This window comes from Ruegeria sp. BB10, from assembly GCF_056535725.1.
This window is the reverse complement of record NZ_JBQFIW010000001.1, coordinates 3,084,452-3,100,672: the sequence shown is the minus strand read 5'-3', so window position 1 is coordinate 3,100,672 and position 16,221 is coordinate 3,084,452. Positions and strand designations below refer to the sequence as shown.

The window sequence follows — 16,221 nt, the reverse complement described above, 5'->3', positions numbered from 1 at the left end:
TCTCAGTTCAGTATCGCAATGGAAAGGTTCAGCGCCGTGGCAAATGCGACCCATGCCAAGTACGGTAGGAAGGCCAGTGCCGAAACCCGATCTGACTTTCTGACCCGAGCGATGAACATGACGATCACGATCAGCAACGCGACAATGACTACAAGAGCAAACCACGGCAGTTGCAGTACGAAAAAGGTTGGGGACCACAAAAAGTTCAGACCCATCTGCGCCCACCACAGCTTCATTGCGATCGAACTTCGGTCTGTTTCAAACTGACGCCAACCCGTCAAAGCAATCAAGACATAGAGCACCGTCCAAACTGGGCCAAAAACCCAATTTGGTGGGTTGAAGGCGGGCTTAGAAAGCTGCGCATACCAATCGCCGGGTGCGGTCAATATCCCGATCAGGATGCCGCCTCCCATCACGAGGGCAAGAAATGCTATGCGGACCATCCAGTTCGACATTGTAAGGCAGCTTTCAGCAGTCCTTGGTCGCTACGTTGACAACTGCGTCGGAAGAGAAGGTTGCAGTAATGGTCTCAACTGCGTCGGCATATGACACTGTTGCGCCTTCGATCTCGGACTCGGTTACGGTGATTTCGCGTTGCCCGATTGTATCATCAACATCAATGGTAAAGGCGAGTTTGTCCCCAGCCGCGAGGGCGGCGATCTCAAGTTCAATTGTATTTTGCCCGTCCACCACCAAAGGAAGTTGCCGCAGTGCATCAACACCCTCAACGATTTCAAGCGGCTGGAATACCTCTACGCCTGCGCCATTTTCGGTGACATCGAAAATCAGGCGTCCGGTAGATTGCGACAAGTCAATTTTGAGGGTTGAGGCTTCTACTTCGCACGTTCCGACATTCGTCAGAACAAAACGGTCCTTTGGTGCACCTTCTATGAAGCGAATTTGAACTCCGGCGTGAAGCGAGGTAGCTGCGAAAAGTACGAGGCACACCGCAATAATTCTGGTCGGAAGCATTTTTGTCTCCTTTCGACGGTTCCTGACAAATACGCTCTGGCGGCTTTCTTGGATCAGACTTATGCCCTTTGACTATCGTGGTTCAGCCGACAGGACCTTTCAATGTTCCATGCTCCGCTGTCAGAACAGTTAAGTCAAAACATGCCGTTTTCATTCTCGCTGTTTGCCGGAACCTCCTGAAGAACGTCCCAGTGCTCGACAACCTTCCCATCGACATCCAGGCGAAAAATATCGATCCCTGCGTACTCGAGACCATCGGGCCAGATTTGGTGGCAATGCAAAACAACGTGGTCGTCTTCAGCAAAGGCACGTTTGATATCCACACGCTTTCCCGGGTATTCGGCAGCCATACGCTCGAAGTACTCGACAAAGGCTTGCTTGCCGTCGCCAACATGCGGGTTGTGCTGCGTATAGGTTTCCCCAACAAAGATCTCTATGGCCTCGGCAGGTCGACACTCGTTGAACATCATTTCGTAGAAAGCGATGACGTTTTTCTTGTTTGTTTTGAGGTCCGGCATACTGATCTCCAAATCGACATTTGCACCGCCCAAAAAATGTTGGCCCACGCAAGTCTTGGAAGCAACCCGGCAAGGACCTCAATCCCTAATCGGCAAGAAGTTACCGGCTTGATTTTGCGTTGCGACTATTTCGCGGGTTAGCCACTTATTCAGTTTCTTCAAAGTCTATGTGAATGTGATTTCCATCAGGATCGGCCACATGGATTTGGATCATTCGGGATCCCGGGACTTCGGATTTGCGATACTGGATCTGACACGAGATCAGTTTTTCTTCGAATGCTCTCAACCCTGTGGCTGAGAGCGCAAAATGCTCGAGCTTGAGCTTCACTTCGGAGCCGACATTAGGCGTTCCTTCGTGACCCACAAGGTGAACCACGGCGTGATCACCCGCATACAACCAAGCTCCGGGAAACGGAAAATCAGGGCGGGCCCCGAGTTTTAAACCCAAGACCTCTTCATACCAAGTAACCATCTCAGGCAACTTAGTCGTCACGATATTCACATGATCCAGCCGCTCAATTCTCATCTAAAACCCTCAAGCACGAGCTTTCCTTTGGCCTTGCCGCTTTCAAGGATAGTATGCGCTTTCTTTAAGTTTGTAGCATTGATCCTACCAAGTGTATCGGTCGCTGTGGATCTGATCTTTCCGTCATCTATCAACCCGGCGACCTGATTCAGGATTTCGCTTTGACGGTTCATATCTCCAGTCCCAAAAAGCGACCGAGTGTACATGAACTCCCAATGCAATGAGATCGATTTAGGTTTGAATGGCGCGATGTCGAAGGTTTCAGGATCATCAATCAACCCAAAGCGACCTTGAGGTGTCATCACCTCTCCAGCTTGGGAAGCATAAAGCTGGGAATGGTTTGTCGAATAAATGAAATCCACGCTGTCGATACCGAGAGCCTCGAGTTGTGAGCCAAAAGGTTCCGCATGGTTGATGACATGGTGTGCACCCAGCTCTCGAACCCAGTCTTGTGTCTCGGGTCGGGACGCCGTCGCTATCACTGTCAATTCAGTAAGAGCCCGGGCCAATTGAATGGTGATCGACCCGACACCGCCTGCGCCACCAATAACCAACAACGTATTGGTCCCGCCGGAAACGGCATCTTGAACTCGCAAGCGGTCGAACAGCATCTCAAAGGCAGTAAGTGTCGTTAGCGGCATCGCCGCAGCTGCTTTTGCAGATATGGACTTTGGCGCTGACCCGACGATACGTTCATCTACCAGATGAAACTCAGCATTGGTCCCCGATCTGTTTATTGCCCCGGCGTACCAAACTGTATCTCCCGAACTGAAAGTCTCAACCGTTTCACCAACTGCTTCGACGATCCCTACTGCGTCCCACCCCAGAATATCAGGTATTGGACCTACAGGAGCACGTTTTTGACGAATTTTCGTATCAACTGGGTTCACTGACACGGCCTGCACCTTCACCAACAAGTCGTGCTCTTTCGGCGTCGGTTTGTCGGCCTCAAAGTCGATTAAGGCGTCCGCCCGATCAATCGACCCTGTCTCAAGGTATCCCACGGCTTTCATAACGTGCTCCTTTGTCCGGTTCTCAATCAACCGATGACTGTCATCTCATTCAACGTGAATTCTGCAACGGCGCCCTCTGTTGCTTCCAGGTAAGCCGCAAGGTGCTGAGCACCCATGTGGGTTTGCCAAAGCTCTCGGCTTTGCCAGTTTTCGTAGAACACGAAATGAGCCGGGTTGTCGTTGTCCTGGTGCAGGTCATAGTTAATGCAACCTTCTTCGGCACGGGTTATGTCGATGAGCTTGATCAGCTCGGCCTTTACGAGGTCAGTCTTGTCGGGGTTAGCTTTGATGTTGGCGACGATTGTCAACTTGGCCATTGGAATAGGTCCCTTGTGTATTTGCGCGATGCGTTAGATTTACGCCGCAGTCTTTTCGGGATAAACGGAGTATAATCGAACATATAATCCGGAAATACCGTTTAATGCATTTAGACAATCTTCGCTTGTTTCTGACCATAGCCGAGAAAGGCAGTCTTGTGGCCGCGGCGCGCGACACAGGGATGTCGAGCACGACAGTGTCCGAGCGGCTCGCGGCTCTCGAGGCACATTACGGAGTGGTTTTGTTCAACCGCACCACCCGTTCCATTAGCCTGACCGAAGAAGGCCGGACACTAGCTAACGGAGCAAGAAGCATACTCAGTGAGGTTGCGGACCTGGATACACTTGTTCGGCACGGTGCCGAAACTCTGTCTGGTCCAATTCGCATAAGCGCGCCGATTGACTTGGGACGGAGCATTGTTTCCAAGGTTATTGCCGAATTCACCGAAGAGAACCCAGCCGTCTCAATCGAACTGTCCCTCTCGGACGGCTATGTCGACCTTGTGGGCCAGGGTTTCGACCTCGCCGTTCGCTTTGGCAACATCACAGACAGCTCGCTCAGGTTGCGAAATCTAGGAAGCTACCAACGTTTCGTATGTGCGTCCCCAAGTTATCTGGCCTCATTCGGAACGCCCGAAAAACCAGAAGATCTATTAATCCACAACTGCTTGGTCATGAGGTTTGGCGACATGATCGACAACGTTTGGGAGTTTGGATCAGGGCCAAATGCCCAGCGCGTATCGGTAAAGGGAAATCGAATAGTCAATGATGGTTCACTCATCCGCGATTGGGCGATTGCAGGCCATGGGGTCGTACTGAAGTCCGAGCTGGATGTCGGCGATGATGTTCGATCTGGCCGACTTATTTCTGTCTTGCGCGACTTCCTCCCACCACCGAAACCTTTGCAAATGATGTTTCCGCCTAGCCGAGCCCAACCACGTCGCATAACGGCCTTGGCCGAGCACTTGCGTCGCAAATTTGGTGTGAATTGAGGCCACAGGGGAAGAAACTAGACTGATACCAGCTAGGTTTTCTTAATGAGTTTCAAAGTCGCCTGTGCTAGCTCTCTGCCAGCATCTTCTTGAATGAAATGCCCGGCTTTAGGCACAACGGTATGGTTTTGACCAACTGCCCCAGGGATCGACTTTTGGAACAGTTTGTCTACCCCCGCCATGACCCTATCATCTTCTCCAAAAACGGTAAGAAACGGGGTGTTGAGGGTCTTGAGGGTGTCCCATGCGGTTCGGTTCGCTTCTGAAGCTGGATTGTCAGGCGAGTCGGGCACCAACAATGGAAACTCTCGAGCGCCTGCCAGATAGCGCGCATCCGGGAACGGTGCGTTATAGGCTGCGACTTCTTCATCTGAAATTTTAGATGTTGTGCCGCCGAATACAATACGGCCCGAGTTAAATTCAGGCACAGACTGTGAGTATTCCAGCCATGAAAGAAATGCGTCGCCCAAGGGCACGTCACCGGTGGGCAGAGCCGTGTTCGCCACAACCACACGGGAGAAACGCTCGGGCATACTCGCAACCAGCCGCAAGCCTATGAGTCCGCCCCAGTCTTGGCAAACCAATGTGATGCTCGTTAGGTCAACTTTCCGCAACCACTCGGACATCCAGTCTACATGGCGTTGGTACGTGTAATCGAACCGCTCAGCTGGCTTGTCCGACCGTCCGAACCCAATCAAATCAGGCGCCAGAACTCGGTGGCCCGCATCTTTGAATAATGGGATCATGTGCCGATACAGGAAGCACCAGGTTGGCTCTCCATGCATCAACAATACTGTCGGTGCCTGTGTCGGCCCCTCGTCCAAATAGTGCATTCGGAGACGACCGCCTTCGGTATCATCCACATCAAGATAGTTCGGGCCGAATGCGAAATCTGGCAACCCGTCAAACCGATGGTCAGGTGTTCGAAGGAACTTCATTGTGAACTCTCCAATATGCCGACGGTATTGGCCAAGCAACAGTGATCGATAAAACAAAAACGGTCCAGTACCAGGGTATGTCGGCGTCAGGTTTGCATTTGTTCGCCGCCCTTCTTCTCTTGCTCGCAGCGAAGTTCCATTTGTATAGATCTCGGATCTGCTGCTCCAACAAAAGGATTGGTCTCAAAGACCTCATCTTGCCAGTTCTTTTGAGCTGAAGCAGAGTTCAGCAATGCGGATCGCCAAGAAGCGCATCAGAAGAAGAGCGCAAGTCCGGTCATTGAGACAACCAAGAAAAGCAGAGTCATAATTCCGCCCGAGCGAACAAAATCGACCACCCGATAGCCTGCTGGTCCCATGATCAACGCGTTCACCTGGTGTGTTGGGATCAAAAATGAGTTGGACGTTGAAATTGCCACGGTGAGAGCGAAGACGGCTGGGTTTCCACCTGCTGATACCGCAATAGAAACGGCCAGTGGAACCAGCAGAACAGTTGCGCCTACGTTGGACATCACCAGCGTGAACGCTGTTGCCAAAACGGCGATTCCTGCTTGCAAAGACCAGAGCGGCCACCCTTTAATGAGGGCCAACACATGCGCTGCAATCCAATCCGCAGTGCCGGTGTTCTGAACCGCCTGGCCCAACGGGATCAGCGAAGCGAGCAGAAAAACTGTGCTCCAACTGATCGACTCGTAGGCTTCATCAATCGAGAGCACCCGGCTCAAAACCATCCCAATAGCGCCAATTAATAGGCACAATGACAAGCGCAGATCAGAGAACAAAATTAAGCTCAACGCTATTAGAAAGAAGGCCAGCGCCCATCCGACCTTGTGTGGCCGTAACTCTTCCTGGGGAAAGTCCGAAGTTACAACGACGAAATCCCTGTCAGACTTCAGTCGTGTCAGACGGTCCCACTGCACGTGCACCACACACGTATCACCAGCCTGCAAAGGGACTTGCCCGATATGCGTGGCTGAATGATCCTCGGTTTCTACATGGCTTAGTGTTTCTTCGCCGCGCTGAATGGCCAACAGAGACAAACCATGTGTCTGACGGAGGCGCAGATCAATCGGAGTCTGGCCAATGACCGATGAACCGGGCGGAATAACAACCTCTGCCACCCCTGATTGAGTCGCCGCGAAATCATCTGCAAAGACATCTAGTTGGGGTAGTATCTCCAAGCCGTAAGGCTCAGCGAACTGATGCTCAACCACCCGACGTAGGCCAAGCACTGCGAGCCGCGCCGGGGCTTCGATCTTTGTATCAGCCATCGGCGCGATGACCTTGTGGCCGCGATAGGATGTACCAAGAATGTAAATATTATGGGCGACCATGACATCCGCGAGCGTTTGTCCAATCAAGATCGAGCCTTCTGGAACACGAATCTCGAACATATCGGCCCTAAGCCCATAGGTGTTTTCTACATAGGTCTGCATGGACCGAGCTGAGCTTGCGTCTTCTCCACGCTCTCGCTGCGCTGGAAGGACCCAACGACCAAAGAGCACAAAGTAAAGCACCCCTGTCAGCACCAGCATCACACCGATAGGCGTGACTGAAAACAACCCAAATGTCTCCATTTGTTGGTCAGCCGGAAGGGATGAATTTGCCGAAACGATCAAGTCATTCAACAGGATGAGGGGCGACGACCCGACCAATGTGATCGTACCACCCAGAATCGCGCAAAACCCCATGGGCATCAGCAACCTACTCATCGGGATTTCCGTACGTGCTGAGATGCGGCTCACAACAGGCAGAAAAAGCGCGGCAGCTCCGACGTTCTGCATGAAAGAGCTGATGACACCAACCGTTGTTGAAATTATGGGGATTATCCGGGCCTCTGTCGTGCCACCATTCTTAAGGATCAAGGCCGCGACCTTTGACATAAGTCCAGTCTTATCAAGCCCAGCCCCAATAACCATCACTGCGATGATGGACATCACAGCGTTGGAGGAGAAACCTTCAAAGAGCTTGGATATATCGGCTAGATTACCTAGCCCCGGTAGATAGCTCAGTGCGCCAAGCAGTACCATTACAAGAATTGCTGAAACATCGATCCGTATAATCTCGGTAACAAAAAGTAAGACCGTAAAAGACAATAGACTCAGTACGGCTATCATTTCGTATGTCAGTGTTGGTAATTCCATATCGTACTCCCAACCTAACGTTACCTGACCAGCAGCAAATACGAAGAACCAACTCTGCGCGGCAGATAAGTCCAAAATCTATCACGTCGGCTCACGCAGCTCGTTTTCTCGGACGTGGTATCTGCTGAAACCTGGATTTCGCCAACTGAAAGAGACGCTGATGATAAACTCAAAAGCCTCTCTTAATCCCCGCAATCGGAGGGAAGCAGTCCATTCGTAGACTTGTGACAGAACCCCGCTTCAAGAAAGGGTATTGCCGTAACCTCGAAGTGAGCGCGTCCAAACCGGCGCGCTCACTCTATTTGGTATTGCCTGTTACCAAGGAGTTAAGAGTGATGCTTCACTCTGCGGCAACCGCTTCCTCTTCTAGTGCTGGGTAGTCGGTGTATCCTTTTTCGTTACCGCCGTAGAGGGTAGTTGCATCCAGCTCATTCAGCGAGGCGTCTTTCTCCAGCCGACTGACAAGATCCGGGTTGGAAATGAACGGTCGGCCAAAAGCCACCAAATCGACGGCACCGGTCTCAACCGCTTCGACCGCCATTTCCCGGTCATAAGCGTTGTTGCCCATTTTCGCACCGTCAAACAACTCATAGAGCGCCTTCAGATCGCCACCTTCCGGAATATCGCGCGGGCCGCCGGTCTGTCCTTCCACGAGATGGAGATAGGCCAACCCATAGCTATTCAACAATTTGATGGCATGGGAGAACGTCGCCTGCGGGTCGCTGTCGGAGATGTTGTTGGCGTCCGAGAACGGGCTGAGGCGAACACCAACGCGGTCGGCGCCCCACACGTCGACAACCACGTCCATGACTTCCTTCAGGAATCGCGCTCTGTTCTCGACAGGACCGCCGTATTCGTCTTCACGCCTGTTGGACTCGTCCCGCAGGAACTGATCGATCAGATATCCATTGGCTGCGTGGACCTCGACACCGTCGAAACCAGCCTCTTTGGCGTTTTCCGCGGCCCTCCGGTAGTCGGAAACAATGTTCGCAATTTCTTCGATGGCCAGAGCCCGCGGTTCAGATGTTTCAACAAACTGCTCACCATCAAACGTCTTGGCCTTGGCTCCAATTGCGGATGGTGCAACAGGGGCGCCACCATCCTGCTGCAAGCTGTAATGCGAAATCCGGCCCACATGCCAAAGCTGGATTGCAATCTTCCCGTCCTTGGCATGGACGGCCTCAGTCACTTTTTTCCAGCCGTCGACCTGCGCTTCGGAATAAATGCCGGGCGTCCAGGCATAGCCCTTGCCTTGGGGCGAGATTTGCGAAGCCTCCGTGATGATCAGACCTGCCCCCGCCCGCTGGGCGTAGTACTTGGCCTGCAATTCATGGACACTGTCATCCTCGGCTCTTGCCCGGTTGCGGGTCAATGGCGCCATGACAATGCGGTTTTTCAGCTCGATTGCACCAGCTTTGATGCCGGAGAACAGTTTTTCATCAGCCATTGCTGTTTCCTTCTTTGGTAAACTTCGTTCAGATATTATTGGACCAATCAGTCCAATATTAGGGTCACTGTCTTTTGATTGAGTTTGTTTTAGGTTTCATTTCCTTATGGTGGCGGGAGGCCTTATGGCGAAATCACCAACCGGGCTTGTTTCAGGGTTTGCGATATCTGCTCAGCGGGAACGCCCGCCTTGCGCAAGGCTAGTGTTCCGATTGCAAGGGACGCAAAGGCGCGTGCCTTGTCGAGGGCCTGTCCCGGATCCGAAGGCTCAAGCGTTCTCGCAATAATCTCGTCAATATTCTCCAAATGCTGCCGCCCGAGAGCCGCCACTTCATCATCATGAGGAGCAAGTTCCGTCAGGCAGTTGATAAGCATGCAGCCATCACGACCGCCTTGCGGGTTCGCCAAAGCTTCCATTATCGCACCAACAGGGTCATCTCCGCCCGCGTCAGCAACGTCACGCAGCGCTTTCAAACCACGCCTTGAATAGTGGCTGAGGGCTTTGTGAAACAAAGCCTGCTTGTTGCCGAACGCTCCATAGAAGCTGGACCGACTCAAACCCATGGCCTTGGTCAGATCATCCACGGACGCGGTCTCGTAGCCCTTGTGCCAGAATACACACAAGGCTTTTTCCAATGCCTCAGCTTCGTCAAAGGCACGAGGTCTACCTGGACCTGCGGATGATTTGATGTCGCCATTTGGGAGAGTTTTTTTGCTCATGCGGATGATTTGGAATGATTGGTCCAGAAATTCAAGGTGGCGGTAGGAAATTTTTGGAATGGTCAGTCCGTATTGTGATCAGAGAAAGGAATTTAGGTCGGTAGAAATACAAAACCTCCCCATCCCGGTTGGTGTCACGCTAATCTTAGGATCAGGACTGTTTGTCTTTTTGCGGGAGTGTCAGACGAGGAGGATCGTGATCGTAGAAAAGAGAGCCCGCGCTCGGTACTAGTTTCCAACACTGGACTGAGTGACTGGCGGCTTTGTCCAACGCGCTGATCTTGATCACTCACAAACCAGAGATTGGTTCGGTAGATTCATGACCAATGCCCTCATCTTGTGAGGATTACTACTCCAATGAGTAACAAAGCCAGGAATTCAGAACTGGTTTTACGAGCATCAGAACGGCGGGTCATCGTAAGCAAACCAACAATAATTTCAGCGCGCTAGGCAAAAAAACGAGGGCAGCTGAAGTTTAATTTGCCCAATGTGAACTTCTTAACTTTGGTTAGAACGGTTTTTTGGCAGTATCGTTTCATGAGTTGTTAGTGAGTTCAGTGAGTGAGTAGATGTATTTGCATAATTTCGAGGGGCATTGTTGCGCGGTCAATGACATCCGGATGGATGATTTTGCGCGTGAGTATCCGTTGCTGGACGATGTAGGCGTGCACGCACAATGGCAGAAGGGCTCCTGGCAGATCACGCGGATAGCCGACATCTGGACACGAACCGGGAAGGTGCTTTCTTTACCTTACAAAGGAGCCAACGCCTATCCATCTTTCCAGTTTGCTCAGGATGGAACCCCGCTTCCTTTGATGGAAAAAGTGTTGAAAGCCCTGCCACGTGAAATGACCCCGTGGCAATGCGCGTTCTGGTTAACCTCACCCAAACTGGAACTCGGAGGGGAAAGCCCGGCAAATCGCATTCAGATCGGCGATGATTGCATAGTCGGTATCGCAGGCGATGCTGGTGGTCTGAAGGCAGCTTAGTGTTAGCTTTTGGTCACTCATACGTCGTACAGCATCTGGCAAATTCGTGTCTCCCCTGCTTTTTCTGCCTCCGGCAAGAATAGCGAGATCAGGGCACTTAAATGTCCATTCTCTTCTGAGAATTCAGAGACAATACCAAGCAGCCCATCCATAAATACGAATGGCCAAGAGCATACTGAAATACGGGTAATAACTAGGTCTTCGAATATAGATACCCGTTGGAGGAAATCCCACCGACAAGTACAACTGCTCTGCAAATCTGTTATCTGCCGCTACGCGTAGCGGAAATTCAACAAACTCGGTTTCTGCATATTTCTGTCAAACAGACTTCACCGCTCAAACACAGCCATCATCTGCCTGCGCAATCGCGCCAGATCCTCATCCACACTAGCGGTGGGATCCCGGCTCAGGGTGTGACTGGCTGGATCAAGGGGCATACACGCCGGAGCAGCGTTTGGTATCTGGTTCGAAAAATCGCGGAGTTGGCAATTCGGGAGATTGAACCAACTTCTGGTAATAAGCACGGCGTGTCGCCAGATGTCACCTAAAGCAACGCACAGGTAGGAATTTCGGTGCCAGTCTCCCGTCTTTCCACACCAGTGCAAACTACTTGCGCCGGAGGACTAGGTCGTTTGCAGAATTGGAGCCTCTCCTGAGGAAGCGCTCGCACGCCCGACAACTAGCTTTTCCGGGGCCATGACAAATAACTCAAAGTTAGCAATTTGCCCAAAAGTCTCAAATCCAGAGGGGAGTAAGAATGTCAGAGACGGGCTTCATCCGCAGTACTTTCGCACCTCAGTATCCCTAAGCCCGGTGGCCACAAGCATGCATCTGTTTCGCGCCTCGTAATAATACCCGCGGGCATACCACATGACCGCTTCGGGCTCATTTCCATCTGAAACCATCCAAGCACCACGCAAATATCTAACGGCGTATGTTAGATTGGTCTGAGCGTCTAAGAGGTCGGAAGGCTGTCCGCGAAATCCCATCTGGCGCGCAGTTGCAGGCAGAATCTGCATCAGCCCATAATAGGGACCATTTCGGGCATTGGGGCGGTAGTCGCTTTCTCGCTGGATCACACGGTGTACGAGGCTCCGCGGTACACCGTTTGCGTCCGCAGTTTCGTTGATCATCACGCGCAGCTCAGGGGTTTCACCGGGATAAAGTCGCGTCAAAGGCTCTGTGGGTTCATTGCCGCAAGCGGTAAGAATTAGCGCAGCAAGAATGACTGTGTATCGCATCAAAAATCTCATCTCATTAATGACAAGATTCATCAGTGCTCAACTGTGATTGATATTCAATATCCCAAGGTATTTTTGAGCGGCTTTTGGCCAGAATTGATTTGGCACCTAATACCGACGGTGCACTCTCTTTTCAGTAACAACGTGCCTCTTTTTCTGACGCTCGCGCAAAAAGACAAACAGTCCTGACCCCAAGATCAGTGAAATACCGACTGCGACAGGCAGGTTTGGGAGTTCGCCCCAGATGACCCATCCCCAGAAAATAGCCATGGGAAGACCGACATATTCAAACGGTGCCACTGTAGCTGCGTCTGCCATTCGGTAGGCCTGGCCAAGGCAATACCCGACAATTGCAGAATTGAATCCGAGGCCAATAAACAACCAGCGGTCAGCCCCTTCGGGCCAAACCCACGCACGCAGTAAGAAGATCAGGCTATCGTTCTCGAGCTCGCTCGCAAAACGTCCATCCCCTGCCACTGACCAGAACAACAGACTGACAACGATAAAGCACGCCTGAATGTACACGGCCATTGCTGAGGCTTTGGACTTTGCGCCAAGAAAACGGGTCATCACGTTGTTGAGGGCATAGGTAAATGCAGCAAGAATCGGTAAGGCATACATCAACAGACCAACTTCACGCTCGCCGCCTGCCTCCCATGGGCGAGTCATGATCACCACGCCCAAAAATCCCACAAGCACAGCACCAATCCGCATCGGCCCAACTTTTTCGCCAAGCAATGGGATACTCAGCAAGGTGATCATCAAGGGGGCTACGAAGAAAACAGCGGTGGCTTCTGCCAGCGGCATTACCGCCAGGGCCGTAAAGAACGTCAGATTGGCAATGACAATCAGCAAACCGCGCACAAGGTGAAGTCCCGGCTGATCGGTTTTCAGGATGCGCCAACCGCCCTCCATCTGGACCAGGGCAAAGCTGAACCCGATCCCGATCAACGATCTTGTAAACACCATCTGGTGCAATGGGTAACCGCCAGACAGGAATTTGATCAGCATGTCATTGACAGAAATCGCCAATATTCCGATCAGCACGAACACAATACCAGCTGTCGGGTTTTGTAGTTTTTGTTCCGCTGTCATGGATTGCCCTTTCACAGGGCCACTACCATGGGTCAAAGAATAGGTCACGTCGCTTTGCGACACGGCAGTTCGCTCAGATATCCGCGACGCGTATCTGTGACCGGTCGCAGCCCAAACCGGAAATTCAAAACTAGACTTTGCAGTTTTCCGAGAAGCGGACAATGCAGCCTTTTGATCTATCGCGATTGGGCGGCTCGAAACATCGGAAATAGGGGTGGGGCTTGGTCGGCTTTGATTAGACCCATCTCTTGAAAACCATAGCGCTTATATAGCGATAGATTTGTAGGGTTTGTCGACTCTAAGTAAGCAGGTCTTCCATCTTCGTCACAACGTTTGAGGCAGCATTCAAGCAACGCGGAACCCAACCCTTTTCCTTGGCGAATTGGGTCGACTGCAATAAAAGCTAAATGCCAGCAGTCCTCATCGGGATGATAATTGTCCATCTGCCCAAAGGTTTCGAACAACGCTTCATGCTTTTCTGGTGAGACCGTCTGCTCAAAACAGGCGACAAGCCGTTCTTCATCAGGGTGAATGCTTGGCGGAAGCCAAAGTGCGCCAGCGGTGAAATCATCGTTTCGAAACGCGCTGCCCTGTTCAAATGCACGCCCTCCAAAGAAGTCCATTACTCGCGGGAAGTGGGAGAGGAAATCGGCAGGTTCAGGATACAGCCAACGCATGAATGGGTCCGCAGAAAATCCAAGAGCAAGTCCGCTTAACAAACTTTCTGCTTCACTTCGGGTTGATGATCTAAACATGAAATTACCTTTGGTCGTTCCACTTCGATTTCCAAATTTTAGCATGAGGGCCGTAAATACTTGTTGTCAAATGCGCAATTTATTGTCCTGCTCAAGCAACGATGGATGACTGCATTGGGCTCACTGCAGACATTTTCTGCATACAATGTCTGCGACAGATCGCAGCCCAAAGCGGACCTTCAAAACCGAGCTTTGTAATTCTAGCGATGCTGACCAAAGCCACCGATTGATGTACGGCGCTAAGATTGGTCGGAGTGAACCAACGCAATTCGGGACTTTCTGGTCATTCAGGTTGGATTCCCCAACCATTTGGTTGCACGTTCGCGAACGTCATCGGGTATCTCTGTGGCTTGGCGGGTTTCGAGGCTTAGCAGTACGCATTTGAATTCGGTTTCGAACGCTATTTTGTTGCCGTCAGCTCGAAAAAGCCGATGTCTAAAGGTCATGGATTTGGAGCCAATCGCTACAACTTCCGTCTCCAGCCGTATCGATTCACCAGCAGTAAGCTCTGCGCGGAAATCGCTTTGAGCGTTGACTACGGCGAATGAAACACGGCGGCCCGTTCGCATATCGTTTGCGGTTAACCCCATTTCAGATTGAATGGCTAAAACACCGTCGGAACATGCGGCGAAGTACCTCGAAACATTCATATGTCCAAGAAAATCGCAATCCGATGGATCAACAACCGAGCGAAATGAAACCATTGCTGACATGTAGTTGCTCCTCTCGAACTGCATAGGATTCTTACAAGAATGGGCATTGCATGTCATCTTGTCGAACAATCGACCAAGTATAGACCAGCATTTTGGTAAGTCTTAAGAAATGGAGTGTGCGATGCCCTCAATTGAAATTCAGGTGCTTGAAGGTGTGTTTTCGGCAGAAGAAAAAGGCAAGATAATACAAAATGTCACCAAGGCCTTCGGCGAAGTCGCCGGGCAAACAATACAAAATGGAACGTCTGTCCGGTTGCTAGAGGTAAGCAGCGGTTCATGGGGTTACGCGGGACACATTCTAACTACACAAGACGCTTTGGAGATGCGCGCCCGTGGTTGACAAAACTCCTTAGGACCGAGTCAGTTTTCGGCAGCTTTGGCCCACAGCAGTCATTTTCTACGGGTTGCATATTTGGCTGATTCAGCCCGTAGCCGACATTCGCGACCAGATTTTGCAATTCCGTAAAGCGAGAAGAAAGCAAGTTTTCAATGCCGCTTCATGTTGTTGTAGTATTGCCGTAGATTTCGAATTGACCTGACGTTATGGCCGAGCTGACTGAACAACTCAGCGACGTTCTAATTCGAAGATGCTGCGAGAACTTGATCCGCAATCCAGTCGAACACAAGCCTGGACCCCCTGCCGGAGTTGGTATGACTTCGAGACATTACATAACCAGCATCGCTGAAGACTAAATCGTCCGTAACGGTCACCAGAGACCCCTTGCTGAGCAGATCATCAATCAATCCAATCCACCCCAATGCGACACCTTCACCAGACAAAGCAGCCTGGGTGACCATGTCATAGTTGTTGAAACTGATGTAATTTTTCTTTCTTTTGCCAGTTATGCCCAAGCTATCAAACCATCCTTGCCAGGTTTGCCACGCTGCGGTTGCAGGTTTTGACAGGCTCAGAAGTTGAACATCCAGCAAGTCCGCGGGATTTTGGATTGATCCAATCTTCTCTAATAGCTGAGGACTGCAAACAGCGGCGACAACCTCTTCCAAGAGTAGTATTTCATCAGGTTTGATCTGGGCTTTGGGTGCAACATGAATACGAATGTCGCAATCGGTATCATCCAGGCCGGGCGGCACAGTGGAGGCCAAAATCTGAATTTCAATTTCATCCCCGATTTCCTCTCGGAGGTAACCAAGACGCGGAAGCAGCCAGAATGTTGAGAACGCAAAATCGGCTGAGATTCGAACACTGGGTTTAGTTTTGCGCTCGAGCAAAGAGTTTACCGCAAAATTCATCTGCGTCATTGCGGGTCTGACCACATTCAAAAGCCTCAACCCCTCATATGTCAGTGAAACGCCCCGGTGTTCTCTTTTGAAGAGGACGACGCCCAGATCGACCTCCAAACCTTTTATCCGTTGCGAGATCGAGGACTGGGTCAGCCCGAGAGCGTCGCCGGCACTTGTAAAGTTTCCATGTTTCGCGACCATTTCGAACGCATAAAGCGCCACGAGGTTTCGGCTTAGACTGGTATTAACTCTGTTAATGTCACCCATAATTACTCAGCTACTGCAAAAGGTAGAAAATTTATACCAAAAACTATGCCTATGGGCGCGAGTGCAGCCCTGTGAGAGAAATACGGGAGCCAATGATAACAATACAAAGTCGCGGCCATAAGCGCGGATAGCCATGCGATTAACGAAATTCACATGCGTACGCTGGCTCAAAAAAGTTGAGAATTTCAGCGAGTTTTGACTCCCCGGTCCCAGTGAGATTGACGATGCAACTTGCGTGTATCGTTGGGCTCAGTGGTTTCCCAGCAATATAGGCGGTCGAGCTAAAACTAGCAGACAATCCCACCAGAGCATCAAAAACAGGGAGAAGTTGAT

General features: G+C 51.3%; 18 protein-coding genes. 3 read left to right on the top strand and 15 right to left on the bottom strand.

Going from position 1 to position 16,221, the window contains the following annotated elements:
• Positions 1–2: 2 nt before the first annotated feature.
• The 6 genes from ACR3EP_RS15930 to ACR3EP_RS15905 form a co-directional block, all read right to left on the bottom strand.
• Positions 3–455 (bottom strand): TspO/MBR family protein, encoded by a 453-nt coding sequence (locus ACR3EP_RS15930; RefSeq protein ID WP_480638633.1) that lies wholly within the window; start codon positions 453–455, stop codon positions 3–5.
• A gap of 13 nt (positions 456–468) precedes the next feature.
• Entirely contained in the window at positions 469–972 is a 504-nt protein-coding gene (locus ACR3EP_RS15925; RefSeq protein WP_480638632.1) for an aggregation factor core, read from the bottom strand.
• A gap of 134 nt (positions 973–1,106) precedes the next feature.
• Positions 1,107–1,490, bottom strand: a complete 384-nt coding sequence (locus tag ACR3EP_RS15920; RefSeq protein WP_170352040.1) for a nuclear transport factor 2 family protein — start codon at positions 1,488–1,490, stop codon at positions 1,107–1,109.
• Positions 1,491–1,635: 145 nt separating this feature from the next.
• The gene (locus tag ACR3EP_RS15915; RefSeq protein WP_170352041.1) at positions 1,636–2,016 is read right to left on the bottom strand and encodes a VOC family protein; all 381 of its coding nucleotides are present in this window, start codon (positions 2,014–2,016) and stop codon (positions 1,636–1,638) included.
• Positions 2,013–3,029, bottom strand: coding sequence for a zinc-binding alcohol dehydrogenase family protein (locus ACR3EP_RS15910; protein ID WP_480638631.1), 1,017 nt, complete (start codon positions 3,027–3,029; stop codon positions 2,013–2,015). Before ACR3EP_RS15910 ends, ACR3EP_RS15915 begins: the two co-directional genes overlap by 4 nt.
• Before the next feature lie 26 nt (positions 3,030–3,055).
• On the bottom strand, positions 3,056–3,346 hold the full coding sequence (locus ACR3EP_RS15905) for a putative quinol monooxygenase (RefSeq protein WP_170352043.1): 291 nt from the start codon (positions 3,344–3,346) through the stop codon (positions 3,056–3,058).
• Between the two features lie 104 nt (positions 3,347–3,450).
• Between ACR3EP_RS15905 and ACR3EP_RS15900 the strand changes: the two genes are divergently transcribed.
• A complete protein-coding gene (locus ACR3EP_RS15900; protein ID WP_480638630.1) occupies positions 3,451–4,338 on the top strand; it encodes a LysR family transcriptional regulator in 888 nt (295 codons plus the stop codon).
• Between the two features lie 32 nt (positions 4,339–4,370).
• Here the strand turns inward: ACR3EP_RS15900 and ACR3EP_RS15895 are convergent, their stop codons facing one another.
• The 4 genes from ACR3EP_RS15895 to ACR3EP_RS15880 form a co-directional block, all read right to left on the bottom strand.
• Positions 4,371–5,276: a haloalkane dehalogenase gene (locus ACR3EP_RS15895; RefSeq protein ID WP_480638629.1), complete on the bottom strand. Its 906-nt coding sequence runs from the start codon at positions 5,274–5,276 to the stop codon at positions 4,371–4,373.
• Between the two features lie 254 nt (positions 5,277–5,530).
• The gene (locus tag ACR3EP_RS15890) at positions 5,531–7,420 is read right to left on the bottom strand and encodes an SLC13 family permease (RefSeq protein WP_480638628.1); all 1,890 of its coding nucleotides are present in this window, start codon (positions 7,418–7,420) and stop codon (positions 5,531–5,533) included.
• 340 nt (positions 7,421–7,760) lie between these two features.
• Positions 7,761–8,867: an alkene reductase gene (locus ACR3EP_RS15885; protein WP_480638627.1), complete on the bottom strand. Its 1,107-nt coding sequence runs from the start codon at positions 8,865–8,867 to the stop codon at positions 7,761–7,763.
• Between the two features lie 122 nt (positions 8,868–8,989).
• Positions 8,990–9,586 (bottom strand): TetR/AcrR family transcriptional regulator, encoded by a 597-nt coding sequence (locus ACR3EP_RS15880; RefSeq protein ID WP_170352048.1) that lies wholly within the window; start codon positions 9,584–9,586, stop codon positions 8,990–8,992.
• Positions 9,587–10,155: 569 nt separating this feature from the next.
• Here ACR3EP_RS15880 and ACR3EP_RS15875 point away from each other — a divergent pair.
• A complete protein-coding gene (locus ACR3EP_RS15875) occupies positions 10,156–10,575 on the top strand; it encodes a hypothetical protein (protein WP_170414957.1) in 420 nt (139 codons plus the stop codon).
• Between the two features lie 773 nt (positions 10,576–11,348).
• Here ACR3EP_RS15875 and ACR3EP_RS15870 read toward each other — a convergent pair.
• From ACR3EP_RS15870 to ACR3EP_RS15855, 4 genes are all read right to left on the bottom strand, one after another.
• Positions 11,349–11,816 (bottom strand): lytic transglycosylase domain-containing protein, encoded by a 468-nt coding sequence (locus tag ACR3EP_RS15870; protein WP_254429585.1) that lies wholly within the window; start codon positions 11,814–11,816, stop codon positions 11,349–11,351.
• A gap of 108 nt (positions 11,817–11,924) precedes the next feature.
• Complete coding sequence (locus ACR3EP_RS15865) at positions 11,925–12,911, bottom strand: DMT family transporter (RefSeq protein WP_170552502.1); 987 nt, start codon at positions 12,909–12,911, stop codon at positions 11,925–11,927.
• A gap of 176 nt (positions 12,912–13,087) precedes the next feature.
• Complete coding sequence (locus tag ACR3EP_RS15860) at positions 13,088–13,588, bottom strand: GNAT family N-acetyltransferase (protein ID WP_480638626.1); 501 nt, start codon at positions 13,586–13,588, stop codon at positions 13,088–13,090.
• 365 nt (positions 13,589–13,953) lie between these two features.
• Entirely contained in the window at positions 13,954–14,379 is a 426-nt protein-coding gene (locus ACR3EP_RS15855) for an acyl-CoA thioesterase (RefSeq protein WP_170552496.1), read from the bottom strand.
• A gap of 121 nt (positions 14,380–14,500) precedes the next feature.
• Between ACR3EP_RS15855 and ACR3EP_RS15850 the strand changes: the two genes are divergently transcribed.
• A complete protein-coding gene (locus ACR3EP_RS15850; RefSeq protein ID WP_170352054.1) occupies positions 14,501–14,719 on the top strand; it encodes a tautomerase family protein in 219 nt (72 codons plus the stop codon).
• A gap of 236 nt (positions 14,720–14,955) precedes the next feature.
• Here ACR3EP_RS15850 and ACR3EP_RS15845 read toward each other — a convergent pair whose 3' ends face one another.
• Complete coding sequence (locus ACR3EP_RS15845; protein WP_170361945.1) at positions 14,956–15,888, bottom strand: LysR family transcriptional regulator; 933 nt, start codon at positions 15,886–15,888, stop codon at positions 14,956–14,958.
• Positions 15,889–16,221 lie beyond the last annotated feature (333 nt).

Excerpts from the sequence above, each read along its gene's own strand:
- ACR3EP_RS15850 (WP_170352054.1), top strand. The coding sequence starts at position 14,501 with ATGCCCTCAATTGAAATTCAGGTGCTTGAAGGTGTGTTTTCGGCAGAA.
- ACR3EP_RS15925 (WP_480638632.1), bottom strand. The coding sequence starts at position 972 with ATGCTTCCGACCAGAATTATTGCGGTGTGCCTCGTACTTTTCGCAGCT.
- ACR3EP_RS15885 (WP_480638627.1), bottom strand. The coding sequence starts at position 8,867 with ATGGCTGATGAAAAACTGTTCTCCGGCATCAAAGCTGGTGCAATCGAG.
- ACR3EP_RS15915 (WP_170352041.1), bottom strand. The coding sequence starts at position 2,016 with ATGAGAATTGAGCGGCTGGATCATGTGAATATCGTGACGACTAAGTTG.
- ACR3EP_RS15870 (WP_254429585.1), bottom strand. The coding sequence starts at position 11,816 with ATGCGATACACAGTCATTCTTGCTGCGCTAATTCTTACCGCTTGCGGC.
- ACR3EP_RS15865 (WP_170552502.1), bottom strand. The coding sequence starts at position 12,911 with ATGACAGCGGAACAAAAACTACAAAACCCGACAGCTGGTATTGTGTTC.
- ACR3EP_RS15895 (WP_480638629.1), bottom strand. The coding sequence starts at position 5,276 with ATGAAGTTCCTTCGAACACCTGACCATCGGTTTGACGGGTTGCCAGAT.
- ACR3EP_RS15920 (WP_170352040.1), bottom strand. The coding sequence starts at position 1,490 with ATGCCGGACCTCAAAACAAACAAGAAAAACGTCATCGCTTTCTACGAA.
- ACR3EP_RS15860 (WP_480638626.1), bottom strand. The coding sequence starts at position 13,588 with ATGCGTTGGCTGTATCCTGAACCTGCCGATTTCCTCTCCCACTTCCCG.
- ACR3EP_RS15855 (WP_170552496.1), bottom strand. The coding sequence starts at position 14,379 with ATGTCAGCAATGGTTTCATTTCGCTCGGTTGTTGATCCATCGGATTGC.
- ACR3EP_RS15910 (WP_480638631.1), bottom strand. The coding sequence starts at position 3,029 with ATGAAAGCCGTGGGATACCTTGAGACAGGGTCGATTGATCGGGCGGAC.
- ACR3EP_RS15900 (WP_480638630.1), top strand. The coding sequence starts at position 3,451 with ATGCATTTAGACAATCTTCGCTTGTTTCTGACCATAGCCGAGAAAGGC.
- ACR3EP_RS15845 (WP_170361945.1), bottom strand. The coding sequence starts at position 15,888 with ATGGGTGACATTAACAGAGTTAATACCAGTCTAAGCCGAAACCTCGTG.
- ACR3EP_RS15930 (WP_480638633.1), bottom strand. The coding sequence starts at position 455 with ATGTCGAACTGGATGGTCCGCATAGCATTTCTTGCCCTCGTGATGGGA.
- ACR3EP_RS15875 (WP_170414957.1), top strand. The coding sequence starts at position 10,156 with ATGTATTTGCATAATTTCGAGGGGCATTGTTGCGCGGTCAATGACATC.
- ACR3EP_RS15890 (WP_480638628.1), bottom strand. The coding sequence starts at position 7,420 with ATGGAATTACCAACACTGACATACGAAATGATAGCCGTACTGAGTCTA.
- ACR3EP_RS15880 (WP_170352048.1), bottom strand. The coding sequence starts at position 9,586 with ATGAGCAAAAAAACTCTCCCAAATGGCGACATCAAATCATCCGCAGGT.
- ACR3EP_RS15905 (WP_170352043.1), bottom strand. The coding sequence starts at position 3,346 with ATGGCCAAGTTGACAATCGTCGCCAACATCAAAGCTAACCCCGACAAG.